16 protein-coding genes and 2 pseudogenes are annotated in these 16,112 nt (G+C 66.9%); 7 read left to right on the top strand and 11 right to left on the bottom strand.

Annotated elements, in window-relative coordinates; genetic code table 11:
- Positions 1–26 precede the first annotated feature (26 nt).
- The 3 genes from ASF43_RS09880 to ASF43_RS09890 form a co-directional block, all read right to left on the bottom strand.
- Positions 27–911: a transporter substrate-binding domain-containing protein gene (locus ASF43_RS09880; protein WP_056180148.1), complete on the bottom strand. Its 885-nt coding sequence runs from the start codon at positions 909–911 to the stop codon at positions 27–29.
- 193 nt (positions 912–1,104) lie between these two features.
- On the bottom strand, positions 1,105–1,872 hold the full coding sequence (locus ASF43_RS09885; protein WP_156373254.1) for a hypothetical protein: 768 nt from the start codon (positions 1,870–1,872) through the stop codon (positions 1,105–1,107).
- Positions 1,873–1,914: 42 nt separating this feature from the next.
- Entirely contained in the window at positions 1,915–2,799 is an 885-nt protein-coding gene (locus ASF43_RS09890) for a transporter substrate-binding domain-containing protein (protein ID WP_056179784.1), read from the bottom strand.
- A gap of 126 nt (positions 2,800–2,925) precedes the next feature.
- On the opposite strand from ASF43_RS09890, the gene ASF43_RS09895 reads away from it, so the two are divergent.
- The 4 genes from ASF43_RS09895 to ASF43_RS09910 all read left to right on the top strand — a co-directional run bounded on the left by ASF43_RS09895 (position 2,926) and on the right by ASF43_RS09910 (position 6,827).
- Positions 2,926–4,137 (top strand): D-amino acid dehydrogenase, encoded by a 1,212-nt coding sequence (locus ASF43_RS09895; protein ID WP_082497755.1) that lies wholly within the window; start codon positions 2,926–2,928, stop codon positions 4,135–4,137.
- A gap of 65 nt (positions 4,138–4,202) precedes the next feature.
- Positions 4,203–5,201 carry a tripartite tricarboxylate transporter substrate binding protein gene (locus ASF43_RS09900; RefSeq protein ID WP_082497756.1) on the top strand — a complete coding sequence of 333 codons (999 nt, stop codon included), beginning with the start codon at positions 4,203–4,205 and terminating at the stop codon, positions 5,199–5,201.
- The gene (locus ASF43_RS09905) at positions 5,159–5,908 is read left to right on the top strand and encodes an autoinducer binding domain-containing protein (RefSeq protein ID WP_255358106.1); all 750 of its coding nucleotides are present in this window, start codon (positions 5,159–5,161) and stop codon (positions 5,906–5,908) included. Before ASF43_RS09900 ends, ASF43_RS09905 begins: the two co-directional genes overlap by 43 nt.
- A 166-nt stretch (positions 5,909–6,074) precedes the next feature.
- Positions 6,075–6,827 carry a LuxR family transcriptional regulator gene (locus tag ASF43_RS09910; RefSeq protein WP_056179797.1) on the top strand — a complete coding sequence of 251 codons (753 nt, stop codon included), beginning with the start codon at positions 6,075–6,077 and terminating at the stop codon, positions 6,825–6,827.
- 126 nt (positions 6,828–6,953) lie between these two features.
- Here ASF43_RS09910 and ASF43_RS09915 read toward each other — a convergent pair whose 3' ends face one another.
- The 6 genes and pseudogenes from ASF43_RS09915 to ASF43_RS09940 all read right to left on the bottom strand — a co-directional run bounded on the left by ASF43_RS09915 (position 6,954) and on the right by ASF43_RS09940 (position 11,804).
- On the bottom strand, positions 6,954–7,481 hold the full coding sequence (locus ASF43_RS09915) for a DUF6216 family protein (RefSeq protein ID WP_235578204.1): 528 nt from the start codon (positions 7,479–7,481) through the stop codon (positions 6,954–6,956).
- A 65-nt stretch (positions 7,482–7,546) separates the two neighbouring features.
- A pseudogene (locus ASF43_RS31660) lies at positions 7,547–7,987 on the bottom strand (EamA family transporter); the annotation flags it as partial.
- A 59-nt stretch (positions 7,988–8,046) separates the two neighbouring features.
- Positions 8,047–8,670 carry a 2OG-Fe(II) oxygenase gene (locus ASF43_RS09925; RefSeq protein WP_056179803.1) on the bottom strand — a complete coding sequence of 208 codons (624 nt, stop codon included), beginning with the start codon at positions 8,668–8,670 and terminating at the stop codon, positions 8,047–8,049.
- Positions 8,671–8,744: 74 nt separating this feature from the next.
- Positions 8,745–9,854, bottom strand: a complete 1,110-nt coding sequence (locus ASF43_RS09930) for a hypothetical protein (protein WP_056179806.1) — start codon at positions 9,852–9,854, stop codon at positions 8,745–8,747.
- A gap of 2 nt (positions 9,855–9,856) precedes the next feature.
- Positions 9,857–11,047, bottom strand: coding sequence for a hypothetical protein (locus tag ASF43_RS09935; protein WP_056179811.1), 1,191 nt, complete (start codon positions 11,045–11,047; stop codon positions 9,857–9,859).
- Positions 11,048–11,054: 7 nt separating this feature from the next.
- A complete protein-coding gene (locus ASF43_RS09940) occupies positions 11,055–11,804 on the bottom strand; it encodes an SDR family oxidoreductase (protein WP_056179813.1) in 750 nt (249 codons plus the stop codon).
- On the opposite strand from ASF43_RS09940, the gene ASF43_RS32225 reads away from it, so the two are divergent.
- Complete coding sequence (locus ASF43_RS32225) at positions 11,803–12,603, top strand: GntR family transcriptional regulator (protein WP_162241796.1); 801 nt, start codon at positions 11,803–11,805, stop codon at positions 12,601–12,603. The genes ASF43_RS09940 and ASF43_RS32225 overlap by 2 nt on opposite strands.
- 146 nt (positions 12,604–12,749) lie before the next feature.
- On the opposite strand, the pseudogene ASF43_RS32230 reads toward ASF43_RS32225, so the two are convergent.
- Positions 12,750–13,145, bottom strand: a pseudogene (locus ASF43_RS32230) (hypothetical protein); the annotation flags it as partial.
- On the opposite strand from ASF43_RS32230, the gene ASF43_RS09950 reads away from it, so the two are divergent.
- Entirely contained in the window at positions 13,112–13,786 is a 675-nt protein-coding gene (locus ASF43_RS09950) for an alpha/beta hydrolase (protein WP_056180151.1), read from the top strand. The pseudogene ASF43_RS32230 and the gene ASF43_RS09950 sit on opposite strands and share 34 nt — an antisense overlap.
- On the opposite strand, the gene selD is transcribed toward ASF43_RS09950, so the two are convergent.
- The gene (selD, locus tag ASF43_RS09955; protein WP_056179820.1) at positions 13,787–14,851 is read right to left on the bottom strand and encodes a selenide, water dikinase SelD; all 1,065 of its coding nucleotides are present in this window, start codon (positions 14,849–14,851) and stop codon (positions 13,787–13,789) included. It abuts the gene before it with no gap.
- A gap of 224 nt (positions 14,852–15,075) precedes the next feature.
- Between selD and rpoH the strand changes: the two genes are divergently transcribed.
- Entirely contained in the window at positions 15,076–16,017 is a 942-nt protein-coding gene (gene rpoH / locus ASF43_RS09960) for an RNA polymerase sigma factor RpoH (RefSeq protein ID WP_056179824.1), read from the top strand.
- Positions 16,018–16,112 lie beyond the last annotated feature (95 nt).

Genomic DNA, 16,112 nt, shown 5'->3' on the forward strand with positions numbered 1-16,112 from the left:
CGCGCGCGCTGCGGGCGGCATGCGCATCAGTCCACGGGCCGGTCGTTCGGCGCGCGGTACAGCTCGCGCAGCGCCTCGGAGGCCGGCCAGTTCAGGTTCAGCCCGCGCGGCGGGATGGGCCGCTCGAACCATTTGCTGTAGATGCGCAGTGCCTCGCCGGAGCGCATGATCTCGCGCAGCGCGTCGTCCACGATGCGTTTGAACTGCCGGTCGCCGCTGCGCATCATGCAGCCGTAGACCTCGGAGGACATGGGCGTGCCGACCACCACCCAGCGCTCGGGCTCCTGCGCCTTGGCGCGCTCGCCGTACAGCAGGGCGTCGTCCATCATGAAAGCGTCGACGCGGCCGCTTTCGAGCAGCGCGAACGACTCGCCGTGGTCCTTGGCGACCACGATGGTGAACTTGCGGTCGATGCCCTCGTTGAAGGTGCGCAACAGGCGTTCGGACGTGGTGGCCCCGGTCACCGCCACGCGCTTGCCGCGCAGGTCGGGGAAGTCGTGGATGCCGGCGTCGCGCGCGGCCATCAGCCGCGTGCCGATCTTGAAGATGGAGACCGAGAACGCGACCTGGCGCGCCCGCTCGGCGTTGTGCGTGGTCGAGGCGCATTCGATGTCGACGGCGCCGTTCTGCACCAGGGCCAGCCGGTTCTGCGGCGTGACGGGCACGAGCTTGATGGTCAGCGCCGGCAGCTGCAGGTCGCGCTTGACCGCGTCGAGCACGCGCAGCATGAGCTCGTGCGAATAGCCGACCACCTGGCGCCGGCTGTCGTAGTAGGAGAACGGCACCGAGGACTCGCGGTGGCCCAGGTTGATGGTGCCGGTGTCGGCGATGCGCTTGAGCGTGTCGATGGGCTGGGCGCCGGCCGCAGCGGCCCAGCAGAGCAAGGTGGTGGCGATCAGGGAACGCAGCATGGCAAGGCGCCGCAACGAGGAAACGGCCGGTGCAAAGGCGCTGGTGACAGCACGCACCGTGCCAGCCGCCCGCTGCGCCATGGCCGGTGGCCGCGCCTGTGGCGGCGCGGCCCGCGCACGGCTGCGTGGCGCGTGCGGGAGACGGTTTTCCGCGCCGCGGCGCCTGGGCCAGCCGGAAATCCGTGTCACGCCGTCACGGCCGGGCCGCCGCTGCGGCATCGGGCTGCGTGTCGCAGCTGCCCGTGAACAGCAGCTTGCCGTTGTCGCGCACCAGGCGCACGGTGCGCTTGCCGCGGTCCAGGCGCCACTGGGCGCCGGCGCCGAAGACGACTTCGTGGTTCACCAGGAAGCCCGAGCTGAGCCACTGCCCGTTGACGGCGACCGCGTTCTCGGAAGGGCTGTAGCGCACCTGCACGCGGCGCGCGGGCTTGCCGGAGTCGGGCCGCATGTCGCAGTACAGGCTGGCACTGTCGGCCGGGCCGCCGTTGCGCACCAGCTCCTGCGCGATATGCGCGGCGCGGCCCGGGGCGGCGCTGGCTGCGCACGTGAAGTCGGCCACGAAGGCCGTGCCGTCCATCACGTGCACGTCGCCGAACGTGAGCTGCGTCACGTCGAGCCGGCCGCTGCGGCGCGGCGGCTGCACGAAGGGGGTGTTCTCTTCCAGACGGCCCGAGGGCATGAAGGACGACAGGATGGCGATGCGCCGCGGCGTGCGGCAGTCCACCACGTAGTTGGCATAGCCCACCATGGGGCTGGGCTTGCGCGCGTGGACCAGGAAGTAGGTGCCGGCCACGTGGTCGCGACCCACCACGTCCAGCGAGATCGCGTCCACGCCCACGAGCATCTCGTCGATGCGCTGCACGAGGTGGAAGGGTTGCTGGGGCGTGGCCGGCTGGGCGATGGCCACGCCCGGCAAACCGGTGCAAAGAAAAGGGATGGAGCAGAGGAAACGGGGGAGCATGGGTATTGCGCCGCACGCCGCCCCCGGGTTGCAGGGGGCGCGCTACATGGCCGGCTTGTCGCTGAACGCCGTGAGATTGTCGCGCAGCTGCTGGCTCATGGGCAGATTCAGGTTGATGCCCTTGGGCGGGATGGGCGAGACGAACCACTTGGTGTAGAGCCGCTCGAACGCGCCGGACTTCATCGCGTCGGTGATCACGCCGTCCACCAGCGCCTTGAAGGCCGGGTCGTTCTTGCGCAGCATGCAGGCATAGGGCTCGACCTGCAGCGCATCGGCCACGACCTCCAGGCTGGCCGGGTCCTTGGAGTTGGCCATCAGGCCGAACAGCAGGATGTCGTCCATGGCGAACGCGACGGCGCGGTCGCTCTGCACCAGCAGCAGCGAGTCGTCATGGTCCTTGCCGAGCACCAGGTTCATGGCCAGGTTGTTGTCCTGGCTGTACTTGCGGATGACCTGGGCGTTGGTCGTGCCGGTGGTGCTGGCCACGGGCTTGCCGGCCAGGTCGGCGTAGTTCTTGATGTTGGAGGACTTCTTCACGAGCAGCCGCGTGCCGGTGTAGAAGTGGTTGATGGCGAAGTCCACGTCCTTGCCGCGCGCGGTGTTGTTGGTGGTGGAGCCGCACTCCAGGTCGATGGTGCCGTTCTGCAGCAGCGGAATGCGGTTCTGCGAGGTCACGGCCATGGTGCCGACCTCCAGGCCGGGCTTGCCCACCTTCTTCTTGACGGCCTCGACGATGGCGTCGGTCAGGTCCACCGCGAAACCCACCGCCTTGGTCGAGCCGGCCAGGTAGCTGAACGGCACGGACGATTCCCGGTAGGCCACGGTGATCTTGTTGCTGTCGGCGACTTTCTTCAGCGTGTCGGCCTGGGCGGCGGACAACAGCGCGCAGCCGAGCGCCAGGGTGGTCAGGCGGGCGAGAGGGTGCATGGGAGCCTTTCGTAGGGATGGGGCAGGATCAGTGTAGGCACGGGTCCGCGCTTTCCATGCAAGGGATATGCCGGAGGCCATGGCATGCGGCTTGCACGTAGGCTGCGCAGCGAACGGGGGTCCAGCATGGAGGTGTGTGTGATGGGTGCGGGCATCGTCGGGCTGGCGAGCGCCTATGCGTTGCGCCAGGCCGGCCATGCGGTCACCGTGGTCGACCGCGGGCCGGCCGGCAACGGCGCCAGCGGCGGCAATGGCGCGCAACTGAGCTACTCGTACGTGCAGCCGCTGGCCGACCCCAGCATCTGGCGCCAGCTGCCCCAGCTGCTCATGTCGACCGATTCGCCGCTCAAGCTGCGCCCGCGGCTGGACCCGGCCCAGTGGCGCTGGGGCCTGGCCTTCCTGGCGGCCTGCAACGCGAGCACCTCGCGCGCCAGCACGGCGGCCCTGCTCGACCTGGCCGCACGCAGCCGCGAGGCGTTCGACGCCATGCTGCTGCGCGAGCGGCTGGACTGCGATTTCTCGGCCACGGGCAAGCTCGTGCTCTACCCGACGGCAGAAGCCTTCGCCGCTGCGCGCCGCCAGCTGGCGCTGCAGCGCGCCCTTGGCAGCGCGGTGCAACACGCCGTGTCGGCTGCCGAGTGCGTGGCGATCGAGCCGGCGCTGGCGCACTACCAGGGCCGGATCGCCGGCGCGATCCACACGCCCAGCGAATGCGCGGCCGATTGCCGCAAGACCTGCGACGGCCTGCACCAGGTGCTGCGCGCGCAGGGCGTGCGTTTCGAGCTCGGCACCGAGGTGCGCGGCTTCGTGCAGCGCGCGGACGCCGTCGTGGCGCTGGTGACCGCGCGCGGCGACCTGCCGGCCGACGCCTTCGTGCTGGCCTTGGGCCCCCAGACGCCGCGCCTGGCGCGCCAGCTGGGGCTGCGGCTGCCGATCTACCCGCTCAAGGGCTACAGCGTGACGCTGCCCGTGGGCCAGGCCGCCGCGCCGCGCGTGAGCGTGACCGACAGCGCGCGCAAGACGGTGTTCGCGCGGCTCGGCGACCGGCTGCGCGTGGCCGGCATGGCCGAGCTGGTGGGCGAGGACCTGCGCATCGCACCCGAGCGCATCGCGACGCTGCTGGCCTCCACCGAGGCCTTGTTCCCAGGCTGCGCCGCCGTGCCGGACCCGCGGCCCTGGGCCGGGCTGCGGCCGGCCACGCCGACCGGCCTGCCCATCGTCGGGCGCCAGCCGGGCGGGCCGTCCAACCTGTGGGTCAACAGCGGCCATGGGGCGCTGGGCTTCACGCTGGCCTTCGGCACGGCGGTGCAGTTGTGCGAGGACCTCGGCAAAGGGTAAGACCCCAGCCGCCGGGCGCGGGCGGCACGTAAGCTGGGCCTCCCCAAAGAAGGAGACCTGCCGCCATGCCGATGACCCGTTCGATGTTCGCTGGCGCCCCACGGCGCCAACTGTTGCTGGCCACTGGCCTGGCGCTGGCCACCGGCCTGGCCCCGGCGCTGGCGCAGACCGCGCCCTGGCCCAGCAAGCCCGTGCGCATCGTCGTCACCTTCCCGCCCGGCGGCGCACCGGACACGCTGGCGCGCGTGCTGGCCGACAAGTGGAGCGCGCTGGGGCAGCCGGTCACGGTGGACAACAAGCCGGGCGCAGGCGGCAACATTGGCGCCGACATCGTGGCCAAGAGCGCGCCCGACGGCGCCACGCTCGTGCTGGGCACGGTGGGCACGCACGCCATCAACCCGGCGCTGTACGCCAAGATGCCCTACGACAACCTCAAGGACTTCACGCCGATCAGCTTCCTGGCCTCCACGCCCAACCTGCTGGTGCTGAACAAGGACGTGCCGGCCAACAACGTGAAGGAGCTGGTCGCGCTGGCCAAGAAGACGCCGCTGGCCTTCGGCTCGTCGGGCAGCGGCACCTCGATCCACCTGTCGGGCGAGCTGTTCAACACGCTGGCCGACGTGAAGATGCAGCACATCCCCTACAAGGGCCGGGCCCAGGCGATCCCCGACCTGATGGGCGGGCGCATCGCGATGATCTTCGACAACATGCCCTCGGCGCTGCCGCTCGTGAAGTCGGGCGAGCTCAAGGCGCTGGGCGTGACGAGCGCGCAGCGTTCGCCGGCCGCCCCCGACATCCCGACCCTGGCCGAGGCGGGCCTGCCCGGCTTCGAGGCGACCTCGTGGTTCGCGCTGCTGGGCCCGGCCGGCCTGCCGCGCGAGGTGCAGCAGCGCATCAACCAGGAAGTGGCGCGCGTGCTGGCCCTGCCCGATGTGAAGGAGAAGCTGGCCACCTTGGGCCTGGAGCCCAACCCCGGCACGCCGGAGGCGCTGATGGCGCTGATGCAGAAGGAGACGGACAAGTGGGCCAAGGTGGTCAAGGCGTCGGGGGCGAAGCTGGACTAGAGCCAGGTCGAGCAAGGCGAATCTCGGCCATTCAGGCGGCCCAACGGCCGTCGCGAATTTTTGAACTGATCGATGACGCGGCGCGTCAAATGGGCTTCGATCACTGCGCCGTCGTCATGTGTGACGCGTGGCCGGTGACCCGATCGAAGCCCCGGCAATTCAGCAGCCAACCCCTACCGTGGCAATTGCGGTATGCGCAGGCAGGCTATATCCACATCGACCCGACCGTTCGGCACGGCCTGCGCAGTGAAGCCCCTGTCGTCTGGTCCGACAAGCTGTTTGCGCAGGTGCTGCAACTACGCCGCGAGGCACAGGAAGCCGGCCTGCGCCATGGCTGGACGCAATCCAGCCTGGACTTCGTCGGTGTCGGCAGCATCGTGAGCCTGACGCGGTCGGCCGACCCTCTGACCGCGAGCGAGCTCCAGCACAAACGCGCGAGCCTGCGCTTCGTGGTCGAAGTGGCGCACATGGCGCTCGGCACCACGCAACCCCAGCCCACGACCAGGCCGCCCATCGCGCTGACGGACCGAGAGAAAGACGTACTGCGCTGGACGGCCGACGGCAAAACAGCCGACGACATCGCCGCAAGGTTCAAGGTCTCGGCCAACACGATCAACTTTCACCTGAAAAATTGCGCCGCCAAGTTGCAGACGAGCAACAAGACATCCATGGTCGTGCGCGCCCTGCTCCTGCATCTGCTCGACTGACCCTCTGCACGCCACAGCCGTGCCGGCCTGTTGTTTCTGGTAGTTCCGCCGCGGTCATGGCCGCGGTGCAATACCTGCTCACCAACCGCGTCGCCGGTCGGATCTCCGCTCACTCGAACCATCTCGCGCCGCTGAATCCAGCCCGGGTGCGCTCTTCCCCGATTCCATGGACCCCGCGCTCACGCAAATCAGCGCCAGCAATGTGCACGCGCCCCGCACCCAACTTGCCATCGAGACCCTGGCCGCAGCTGCGGCAGAACTCGGTTTCGATGGCTTTGCGGCCGTGGCCTGGATCCCCTGCCCCGCATCGAAGCCCATACCCTGCGTGATGAGCAATCTGCATGACGATTGGCTCGCACGCTACAGCGGCGAACGCGACGCCGCCACCGATCCTGCGGTGATCTGGTGCAAGACCCACGGCGCGCCGTTGGTGTGGTCTGAGGAAATTTCAAGCCACCGCCCGATGCTCAAGCACGGGCATCCATTGCAAGGGCCAAGCCATGGATGGTCCGTGGCCGTGCGGGACGCACTGGGCGTGCCTGGCATGTTCAGCCTTGTGCGAGCGAGCAGGCCGGTTGGCGCGGATGAACTGGCCAACAAGCAGCTGGCCATGCAGGTGCTGGCCCTCCGCGGCCACCGCATGCTGCTGAGCGACTGGCGCGCGCGTTGGAACACCACGGCCGGTGAGGCACTGACCAGTCGCGAAGTGGAAGTGCTGCGCTGGGCCGCGGACGGCAAGACGGCCCTGGACACGGCGGCGATCCTGGAGATCGGGCTGTCCACCGTGCGGTTCCACATCAGCAACGCCGTGCGCAAGCTCAAGACCGACAACATCGCCGCTGCCGTGTTTCGGGCTTTGGTGCTGGGGTTGCTGCATGGGCTGCCAAACTTGCCCGCGGAAGCGGACGGCAAGCCGTGACCCTAAGCCACGCGCGGCGCCAGGCGACGTCATGGCTTCGCGACGGACACGATCAGGGAGCGACGGCCTCGCCCGTGACTGCACTTGCGGCCTGCGCAGCACGTGCCTCGCTTCACAACTAGCGGACTACTGGCGCTGACTGGCGGCGTCCTGCGCCATCGCCTTGTGCAGTTCCCTGGCTGCGGCCGCACCGCGTGCCCACAACAAGAGTCCCGCGCCCCACACCACCAGCGGAATGCAAAGCAGACCGGCCACCACTTGCTGACCGACCAGCACGGCCTTCAGTTGTGCCTGGCTACGATCCGCTTGCAACAGATCGCAAAGAACCTTGATGTCGTACGCCGGATAGCCGGTGCGCTGCACCACTGCCGCGCGGTCCTCGCAAGTCGCCGACGACAGCTGGTGGGTTCGCCCATGGGTGTGCCACCAGTCGGATTGCCGCGCCGTTTGCCCGTCCAACGCATACCAGGTGTCCGTCGCGATCACCCGCAGCAGCGGTGGCTGCAGCACCAGCATGTTGACAACATGCACGGCACCCAGCCCGAGCAGCATGCCCGCCAGAATCGCAGCGCCGATCCAACGCGCGCGCGGCCTGCCCCGCAGTGCCGGCCCGCGCAAGTCGACATGGCGCCCGGCGCGGCCCACCAGGTCCATGTCCAGATCGTGCCGCGTCGCCCATTGCACGATGCGCTCGGCCGCAGCTCGGGTAGGGCCACCGCCACGAAACCGGCGATCGACGCCACCCAGAAGAGGGCGGGCGGCCTGTCTTTGGTGAGGATGGTGCCGAAGATGGCGGTGGACAGGGGCAACGCAGCGAGAACCACCCCCCCATGACCCACCGGTACATGTTTCATGCCGACTGCGGTGAGGATGGGAAAACCGTAGACCACACCGAGCGACATGAGCAACAGGCGCTTGACCTGGGAGGCATTGGGCAGGGCCGAACGCATCCAGATCAGCACAGGGACGGCTGCCAGCCCGGCCAGCATCGACCGGAACAGGCCAATCTGAATGGCGCTGAGATGGCTCGCCAGCAACTTGGCGCACGGCAGGGTAAGTGCGAAGGCCGCGACGGAAATGACGCCGAGGACGTATGCCTCCAGTTCGACCGAGGAGGCTGTTCGCTGAGACGAATGTGTCACGTAGCTCGTTTGGGTCATGGCTTGCTTCTTCAAGAGGTGGTATCGACAGGCATCTGCACTCCAGCGCGGGGAAGGGCTCAGATCTGCTTGTGGTCGGTGTTTGCCCGGGACAGCGGCGACTTGCTGAGGAAGAACACCAGGGAGGTGCGGTTGCCGCCTCGAACGGTGCGCACACCGTGCGGGATCTCGCAACGATTGACCAGGAAGTCCGCGTAACCGGTGCGGACCTCTTCTTCTTTTCCGTTGAACTCGACGAAGAACTCGCCGCCTTCGAAGTCCTCGCCGAACTGGAGTACACAGGAGTACCGGTAGTCGAGGTTGCTGTAGGTGTCGATATGCTTGCCGATGAAACTGCCGTTGCGCAGGACATTGACTTGGCAGCGTCGGATGTAGAAGTCGCCCCCCATCATGGCCGATAGCAGCGCGCGGCAACGTCCCGAGTTGAGGCGGTCGACCACATCCTTACCCAGAGGGGCGTTGCGGTAGACCGGTGTCTGTTCTTTCTTGTCCTCCATGAAGCGCCCCACATCGAGGTTATTCTGTTCGCCGACATCGCCCACCCGGATCAGTTCCTTGGGCACCTTTTCGCAGGCTCGATGCAGAAACTGCAGGTCTTCCGAACTGAAGAGCTGGCGTCCGTCGACAAGGGCAAACGCCTTGTTCTCGATGTCGTTCTTGGCGCTAAGGAAAATGTCTTTCATGGTGTGTGACAGTCAAGTTGAAACAGTGGAGGAGAAACGGAATGGCGTGGAATCACCGCGGCAGAGGTGGTCCCTTAGCACGCGCAAGCTCGCGAGAAAGCCCCACACCTCGCAGCTCGGTCCGAAACGGCCCGGCTCCCCCTCGCAGGTGCGCCGTAGATCGGCGATGGTGTGATACGGAGCCAGAGGAAGCCGATGGTGGTAGTCGTGGTTGGGCAGATCCTGCGGATAGACGTAGAGCCTGACCGGGAGATCGAACACCACCAGCGAGAGCCACCAGTGCAACCAGCCCGCAAAGCCGCCCCGAGGCAGCGGTCGGCCCTGGAACCTCCCCAGGTGAGCCTTCCATAAGCGACCGGGGTGCCAGCATCGTTCAGCCTTGGAGAGAACCACAGGTGTTCGGTGATGAGCTGCAACCACAGGGAATGCCTCAACAGCACCAAAACGGGCAGCCAGAACAGGATCAGCAGGCGATCCAACCAGTCGAACTGCGCCGCCAGCGCGGTGGTCCCCACCAGAAACGCCACGCGGTACGCCTTCTCAGGCCATGCAGGCTGCACCACACTGGCGAGCCAGGCGTCCCTCAACTGGTGCCACACGAAGGCGGGCGCAAACGGGCGGAACCAAACCCGCCACCAGAAGGAACGCTCAGCCATTCCTGGCCGCAATCCGTTCTCTTCAATGAACAGCTGGTCGGGATCGTCCGGGGAACACAGGACTCGCATGTGGTGGTGGGTGCTGACGTGGCTGTTGCTATAGGCGTCCCATCCTTGATACAGGAAAGGTGTGCTGAAAGCCGCAGTAGCGGCACGGCGCGCCCAGCGCCGGTCGGGCATGGCGGCGCCATGGGTCATGTAGTGGAACGACGCTTGAAGAGTGCGTCCGCGATTGACCACGACCAACCAGCAAAACACCACGCCGGCCACCGCCAGCGCCAATGATCCGCTCGCCAATGCCCGATCACCTATCCAGAGTGCCGCCACGATGAGTTGCCAGCTGCCAACCAGGTGCCACAGCGTTCGGGAGGCGGAGAGCGGGCGCATCGCCTGGTCCAGCTCATGCGCCGCCAGCAACCGGCCCTTGCCGGTGACCCAGGTCCAGAACACCTGCCAGGGCAGCTGGTCATACTCCTGACGGACGTTGTATCGCAGCCCGTGGGCCGTGTAGAGCACTGCCGCGGTCATGTTCAATACACCCGCTTGAGATAGAGCACGGGGATGCGCTGATACAGCCAGTAGAAGGGCATCATGCGGTTGTGATCGCCCCCGACGACCAGTGCATTGCGGTAGGTAGCGTGAAAAAGCTGGCCCATGGCCGCGTATTCGGCGCACTGGCGTAGCAACACATCGGCCAACTGGTCGCGGGTTCTCCCCACATGCCAGGCGTGGTAGAGCGGCATGCGCGTGTCCAGAATGCTGGAGAGGTCGACACGGGTCGGCATCAAGGCCGCGAAGTCGTCCCCGCGCAGCGACTGGTAGGCCGACCCGACCAATGCATTCCAGGCGGCCTCACCACCCGCCAGCTCGGCAATGAACACCGAGGCGGCCGGGCGCCCGAGGGCACGCAGAATGCGTTCCTGGCTGCGCGCGAGCTTCTGTCGGAAGGATTCGCGGGTCTCCTTCACACGTCCGACGGTGGCATCGTCAAGACCTTCGAAATCACCCGCCGCGATCACGATCCGGGACCGAATGCCGTGACGGGACAGTAGATCCTGCAGATGCGGCAGCACGCCCACCACACGCCCAGCCACCAGGCCCACGCCATCGCGCAGCTCGTCGAAGGTGTAGCGGAATCCACCCGTCACCGTTTCGTAGCCATAGTCTGGACACACCGGGGATATCAGCGTGATCTGCTCGCCGGCAAGGCCCTTGAGCAGCAATTCCGCCACGACTGCGATGTAATCGTCGTCCGGAAGGTAGAAGGACAGGTCATTGAGCAGACGCTCGAAATCGCGCACCAAGCTGAGCGGCATGCCGCGAAGCGACGGGTAGCGCACTAGCAGCTTAGGAGTGATCGAGGTGTCGCCACGGACACTGCAGGTCAGCAGGGTTAGCAGGGAAGGTCGGGCGAAATTGATGTAAGGCTTGTCGAACAGCACCTGCGGCTTGCCCTGGGCTTCGGCGAATTGCCAGTCGAAGTCGCCTTCGAAATGGGTTTTGATCGAACGATAGAACGACAGGTATTTGGGCTGCCCCGCTGGTGCCGTGCCGCCATGGCGGCGAAACAGATCGACGATGCGAGGCATGGCGGCCTGCAAGCCGAGGTGCTCAACCAGCACGCTGGGCGGCTCGAAGCCGAATGCAATGGGCGCCAGGACCGACTTGCTGATCAGTCTGTCCGTCAGCTTGCCATGGCGCGCAAAAGTGCTCAGCGTCATGGCGAACTCAGCGAAACGACATGGCCTGACCGGCAGGCACTAGCTCAATGGCATTGACGTTGGCATGCGTGGGTTGTTCCAGCGCCCAGCAGATCGCCTCGGCAACGTCGTCAGCCCCAAGGGTGGGCACCGCGTTCCCAGCCGGAGCCGTTGCAGGGCCAGAAACGCCAGTGCGCACCGATTGGAATTCCGTCTCCACGCGTCCTGGCGCCACGTTGGTCACCCGGACGCCTTGGGACGCCAACTCAGGCCTCAGACTGGCACCGAAATGCGCCACGAAGGCTTTGGTGGCGGCATAGACATGGCCGCTGACATACGGGTGGTGCGCACCGATGGACGTCACGTTTACGATGTGTCCACGGGCGCTGGCCTTGAGCGATGGCAGCAGGACCGAAGTGTTGTGGAGCACACCCATGCAGTTGGTCATGACCATGGTGCGCATGGCGCTTTCCGCAAGCGTGTCGAAGTTATCGGTGCCCAGCATCAGCCCTGCGTTGTTGATCAGGGTGTCCACCGGTGTGAAAGCCGGTGGCAGGTCTTGGTAGACCTGCTGAACCTGATCAATGTCCTGCACGTCACAGGCTGCCACGTGTAGGGCGCCCTCCGGCAATCCTTCCAGCAGCCTTTTCAGTCTTTCCAGGCGGCGGCCCAGCGCCACCACCCGGTGACCCCGAGCCACCAGTTTGGCCACACAGGCCCGTCCGATTCCGGACGTAGCGCCGGTCACCCAGACAATGCGCGATGCGCTTACCGACATGTTTTTTTCTTCCTCAGATAGCAGATTCCGTGCGACTGCGACTGCATCAACCGCCATACCTGGGCCGACGAATCTCAGTGCGGGCCGGATAATAGGAGCGCAGCAGGCGCACGAACTGAACAGTGACGAGATCCGTTTCCGAACTGTTGTGGCGCCCGAGCAGAACAGTTGGCAGAGGGAAAGTGTGATCAGCATCGACAAGGACAGCCGCGATGCGTTGTCCGATCAGATATGCGATGGGCTGCTCAAGCTCATCGGTTCGCGGCTTCAGGCGCGCGACCAATTGCCGTCCGTGCGTCAGCTGGCCTTGCAGTCTGGCGTGAGTGTCTGGACGGTCAACGAGGCCTACCATCGGCTGGTTGCACGAGGGGTGATCACGTCTCGGCCGGGGCTAGGTTACTTCGTCGCTCCAACGACATCGGTGCAGCGCGAATCCAATGTCGCGGGAACCCCGTACCCCAAGGTGCGACCGGTCAACTCGGTCAGTTTCGTGCGCAACTCTATGGACCCGGCAACCCACGCTGTGCCAGTGGGCACCGGCTTTTTCCCCAGGGCATGGATGGAACACGCGATCCCCAGTGCGGTGATGGGCAAGGTGCTCAAAGACCCCGTGATGTCAATGCCCGCTCCTGCACAGGGTCTGCTGGAACTGCGAAAGCAGCTCAGCACCAAGCTGGCACAGGCGGGCAGCGTAGGGTTGCCCACGGCGTCGAAGGTCAGCGTGTTGGTGATGTTCAGCTTGCCCGTGCCGGCGTCGGCCACCACCGTCTGCGGCACGTACTTGTTGGCCGCGTTGTAGCTGGTGGTGGAAAGCACCGTGTTGCTGGCGCTGGTCTTCTGGCTGACCGAGGTCTGCAGGTAGAAGGCCGGGAAGCCGGCGGCCGTGTAGGCGGTGTAGCCGTAGGTGGTGACGGGTTGCACGCCGGCGGCGTCTGCCGGGCTGGTGATCGCCAGGGGCAGGCCCTGGGCGGTGTAGGTGTAGCTGGTGACCTTGGCGCGCGCATCGGTGGACGTGGCGACCTTGTTGAAGGCGTTCTCGTAGGTGAAGCTTTGCGTCAGCGTGGCCAGACCGCAGCCGGGTTTGGCCACCTGGCGGATGGTCTTAACGTTGTGCGTGCAGCGCTGCTGGGCGGCGCAGGGCGCGTCGTCGTAGTCGTATTCGACCGAGTTGCCCTCGGGCAGCACCGTCTTAGTCAGGCGCGTCTGGCCGTCGTAGGTATTGGTCAGGCGAGGTCGAACCGAACGAGGCGGAGTGAAGCTAGATTGAAGCGAAGGCCTAACATCGGTGCTTTTTGCACCAGGCCACCATGACCGCCCTGCTCGACACCATCCAGATCGAATCCGCCCCCTCGCCCACCGCCGCCGTCATCTGGCTGCACGGCCTGGGCGCCAGCGGCGACGACTTCGCCGCCATCGTGCCCGAGCTGGACCTGACGGGCTGCCAGCCGATCCGCTTCGTGTTCCCGCATGCGCCGGTGATGCCGGTCACCATCAACAACGGCTATGCGATGCCGGCCTGGTACGACATCTTCGCGCCCGACCTGGTGCGGCGCGAGGATGCGACCGGCATCGCCGCGTCGGCCCGGGCCATCACCGCGCTGATCGACGCCCAGGTGGCGCAGGGCATCGCGCCGGCCAACATCGTGCTGGCCGGCTTCTCGCAGGGCTGCGCGATGACGCTGCACACGGGGCTGCGCCATCCGCAGCGGCTGGCCGGGCTGATGGCGCTGTCGGGCTACCTGCCGCTGGCCGGCACGCTGGCGACCGAACGGCACCCGGCGAACTTCGCCACGCCGATCTTCATGGCGCACGGCACGGCCGACCCGGTGGTCGTGCTGGCGCGCGCCGAGGCCTCCTGCCAGGCGCTGCTGGCGCTGAACTACCCCGTCCAGTGGCATACCTACCCGATGCCGCACAGCGTGCATCCGCAGGAGATCGCGGACATCTCGCGCTTCCTGCAGCAGGTGCTGCCGGCGGCCTGATCAGGCGCGGACGGTCAGGCGCGGGCCGGCTGCCCAGGGCTGGACTTCGCCGATGTCGGCGGCTGCGTCGAAGCCCTGGGCGCGGAACAGCGCCAGCACCTCGGCCACGGCCTCGGGCGCGCAGGCCACCAGCAGGCCGCCGCTGGTCTGCGGGTCGCTGAGCAGGGCCTGCTCGGCTGGCGGCAGGTCGCTGGCCACCTCGGCGCCGTAGCCCTGCCAGTTGCGGCCGGACGCACCGGTCACGCAGCCCTGGGCGATCCAGTCGCGCACACCGGGCAGCACAGGCACCCGCGACCAGTCCAGCGCCACCTGGCAGCCGGCGCCGCGCGCCATCTCCAGGGCGTGGCCGGCCAGGCCGAAGCCGGTCACGTCGGTGAGCGCATGCACACCGGGCAGGGCCGCCAGGGCCGGGCCGGGGGTGTTGAGCCGGGTGGTGGTGGCGATCATCCGGGCGTAGCCGGCGGCGTCGAGCTGTTCCTTCTTGAACGCGGCTGACAGCACGCCCACGCCCAGCGGCTTGCCCAGCACCAGGCGGTCGCCGGGCCGGGCGTCGGCGTTGCGCCGCACGCGGTCCGGGTGCACCAGGCCCAGCGCGACCAGGCCGTAGATGGGTTCGACCGAGTCGATGGTGTGGCCGCCGGCGATCGGGATGCCGGCCGCCTGGCAGACCGACTGCCCGCCCTCCAGGATGCGGCCGATGGTGGCCGTGGACAACACGTTCACCGGCATGCCGACGATGGCCAGCGCCAGGATGGGCGTGCCGCCCATGGCGTAGACGTCGGAGATGGCGTTGGTGGCGGCGATGCGGCCGAAGTCGTACGGGTCGTCGACGATGGGCATGAAGAAGTCGGTCGTCGCGATCAACGCCTGCTGGTCGTTGAGGCGGTAGACGGCCGCGTCGTCGGCCGTCTCGATGCCGACCAGCAGCTGCGGCGGCACGGGCAGGCCGCCCTGGCGCTGCAGGATTTCGGTCAGCACGCCCGGCGCGATCTTGCAGCCGCAGCCACCGCCGTGCGACAGGGAGGTGAGGCGCGGCTCGGCAGCGGGCTTCTCATAGACGTTCATGGTGGGGCGCAGGCGGGTGGATCGGGCTTGCATTTTGGGCCAGTGCCACGATGTGCTTGTCAGGGAAACCTTTTGCCCGCTTCGTACTCGAATTCCTGGTCAGATCGGTGCAGTTCCTGCCGCATATTCCGGGTAAACCCTGGGGTCTTTGTGGTGACTGCGCCGGTCTTAGCACTCTCCTATCGAGAGTGCTAGTATGACGCCTCAGAAGGAAGGAATCTGGTATGACTATTCAAACTGGAACCATGTCCACCGCACTCGCCGCAACGAATCCGTGGTCCCTGGTTCCCTCGCTGGGCAACCTGGACGCGTACATCTCGGCGGCCAACCGCATGCCCATGCTCACGCTTGAACAGGAGCAGGAGTACGCGCGCAAGCTGCGCGATGACAACGACGTCGAGTCCGCCGGGAAGCTGGTGCTGTCGCACCTGCGGCTGGTCGTCTCCGTCGCGCGCCAATACCTGGGTTACGGCCTGCCGCATGGCGACCTGATCCAGGAAGGCAACGTGGGCCTGATGAAGGCCGTCAAGCGTTTCGACCCCGACCAGGGCGTGCGTCTGGTCAGCTACGCCCTGCACTGGATCAAGGCGGAGATGCATGAGTACATCTTGAAGAACTGGCGCATGGTCAAGGTGGCGACCACCAAGGCGCAGCGCAAGCTGTTTTTCAACCTGCGCTCGATGAAGCAGGGCTTCAAGTCCGATGCCGCCGCGGCCGATGGCGCGACGCACCGCGACACGCTCAGCAAGGGCGAGATCGACTCCATGGCCGAGCAGCTCAATGTGAAGCGCGAGGACGTGATCGAGATGGAAGCGCGCCTGTCGGGCGGCGACGTGATGCTGGACCCGGGCCCGTCCGACGACGGGGAGGACAGCTACGGCCCGATCGCCTACCTGGCCGACGCCAAGCAGGAACCGACCGCGCTGCTCGAAGCGCGCCAGCGCGACAGCCTGGCCAGCGATGGCATCAGCACGGCCCTGGCCGAGCTGGACCCGCGCAGCCGGCGCATCGTGGAAGAGCGCTGGCTGAAGGTGAACGACGACGGCTCGGGCGGCATGACGCTGCACGAACTGGCGGCGGACTACGGCGTCAGCGCCGAACGCATCCGCCAGATCGAGTCGGCCGCCATGAAGAAGATGAAAAAGGCGCTGGCATACTACGCCTGACGCTCCGGCCCTCTTCTTCCTCCTGACCACGCCAGCGCCCGACAGCGCTGGCGTTGTCACGTGTGGGGCCGCTTCCCTCCATTCGACCGAAAGCG

Origin of the sequence: Pseudorhodoferax sp. Leaf267, assembly GCF_001422405.1 — a bacterium.
GTDB lineage: Bacteria > Pseudomonadota > Gammaproteobacteria > Burkholderiales > Burkholderiaceae_C > Pseudorhodoferax.

Bases quoted from the DNA above. Each gene is read 5' to 3' on its own strand.
- ASF43_RS09895 (WP_082497755.1), top strand. From the start codon at position 2,926: ATGGAGGTGTGTGTGATGGGTGCGGGCATCGTCGGGCTGGCGAGCGCC.
- ASF43_RS09930 (WP_056179806.1), bottom strand. From the start codon at position 9,854: ATGACCGCGGCAGTGCTCTACACGGCCCACGGGCTGCGATACAACGTC.
- ASF43_RS09915 (WP_235578204.1), bottom strand. From the start codon at position 7,481: ATGGACCTGGTGGGCCGCGCCGGGCGCCATGTCGACTTGCGCGGGCCG.
- ASF43_RS09935 (WP_056179811.1), bottom strand. From the start codon at position 11,047: ATGACGCTGAGCACTTTTGCGCGCCATGGCAAGCTGACGGACAGACTG.
- rpoH (WP_056179824.1), top strand. From the start codon at position 15,076: ATGACTATTCAAACTGGAACCATGTCCACCGCACTCGCCGCAACGAAT.
- ASF43_RS09890 (WP_056179784.1), bottom strand. From the start codon at position 2,799: ATGCACCCTCTCGCCCGCCTGACCACCCTGGCGCTCGGCTGCGCGCTG.
- ASF43_RS09880 (WP_056180148.1), bottom strand. From the start codon at position 911: ATGCTGCGTTCCCTGATCGCCACCACCTTGCTCTGCTGGGCCGCTGCG.
- ASF43_RS09910 (WP_056179797.1), top strand. From the start codon at position 6,075: ATGGACCCCGCGCTCACGCAAATCAGCGCCAGCAATGTGCACGCGCCC.
- ASF43_RS09950 (WP_056180151.1), top strand. From the start codon at position 13,112: ATGACCGCCCTGCTCGACACCATCCAGATCGAATCCGCCCCCTCGCCC.
- ASF43_RS09925 (WP_056179803.1), bottom strand. From the start codon at position 8,670: ATGAAAGACATTTTCCTTAGCGCCAAGAACGACATCGAGAACAAGGCG.
- ASF43_RS09900 (WP_082497756.1), top strand. From the start codon at position 4,203: ATGCCGATGACCCGTTCGATGTTCGCTGGCGCCCCACGGCGCCAACTG.
- ASF43_RS32225 (WP_162241796.1), top strand. From the start codon at position 11,803: ATGTTTTTTTCTTCCTCAGATAGCAGATTCCGTGCGACTGCGACTGCA.
- ASF43_RS09940 (WP_056179813.1), bottom strand. From the start codon at position 11,804: ATGTCGGTAAGCGCATCGCGCATTGTCTGGGTGACCGGCGCTACGTCC.
- ASF43_RS09885 (WP_156373254.1), bottom strand. From the start codon at position 1,872: ATGCTCCCCCGTTTCCTCTGCTCCATCCCTTTTCTTTGCACCGGTTTG.
- selD (WP_056179820.1), bottom strand. From the start codon at position 14,851: ATGAACGTCTATGAGAAGCCCGCTGCCGAGCCGCGCCTCACCTCCCTG.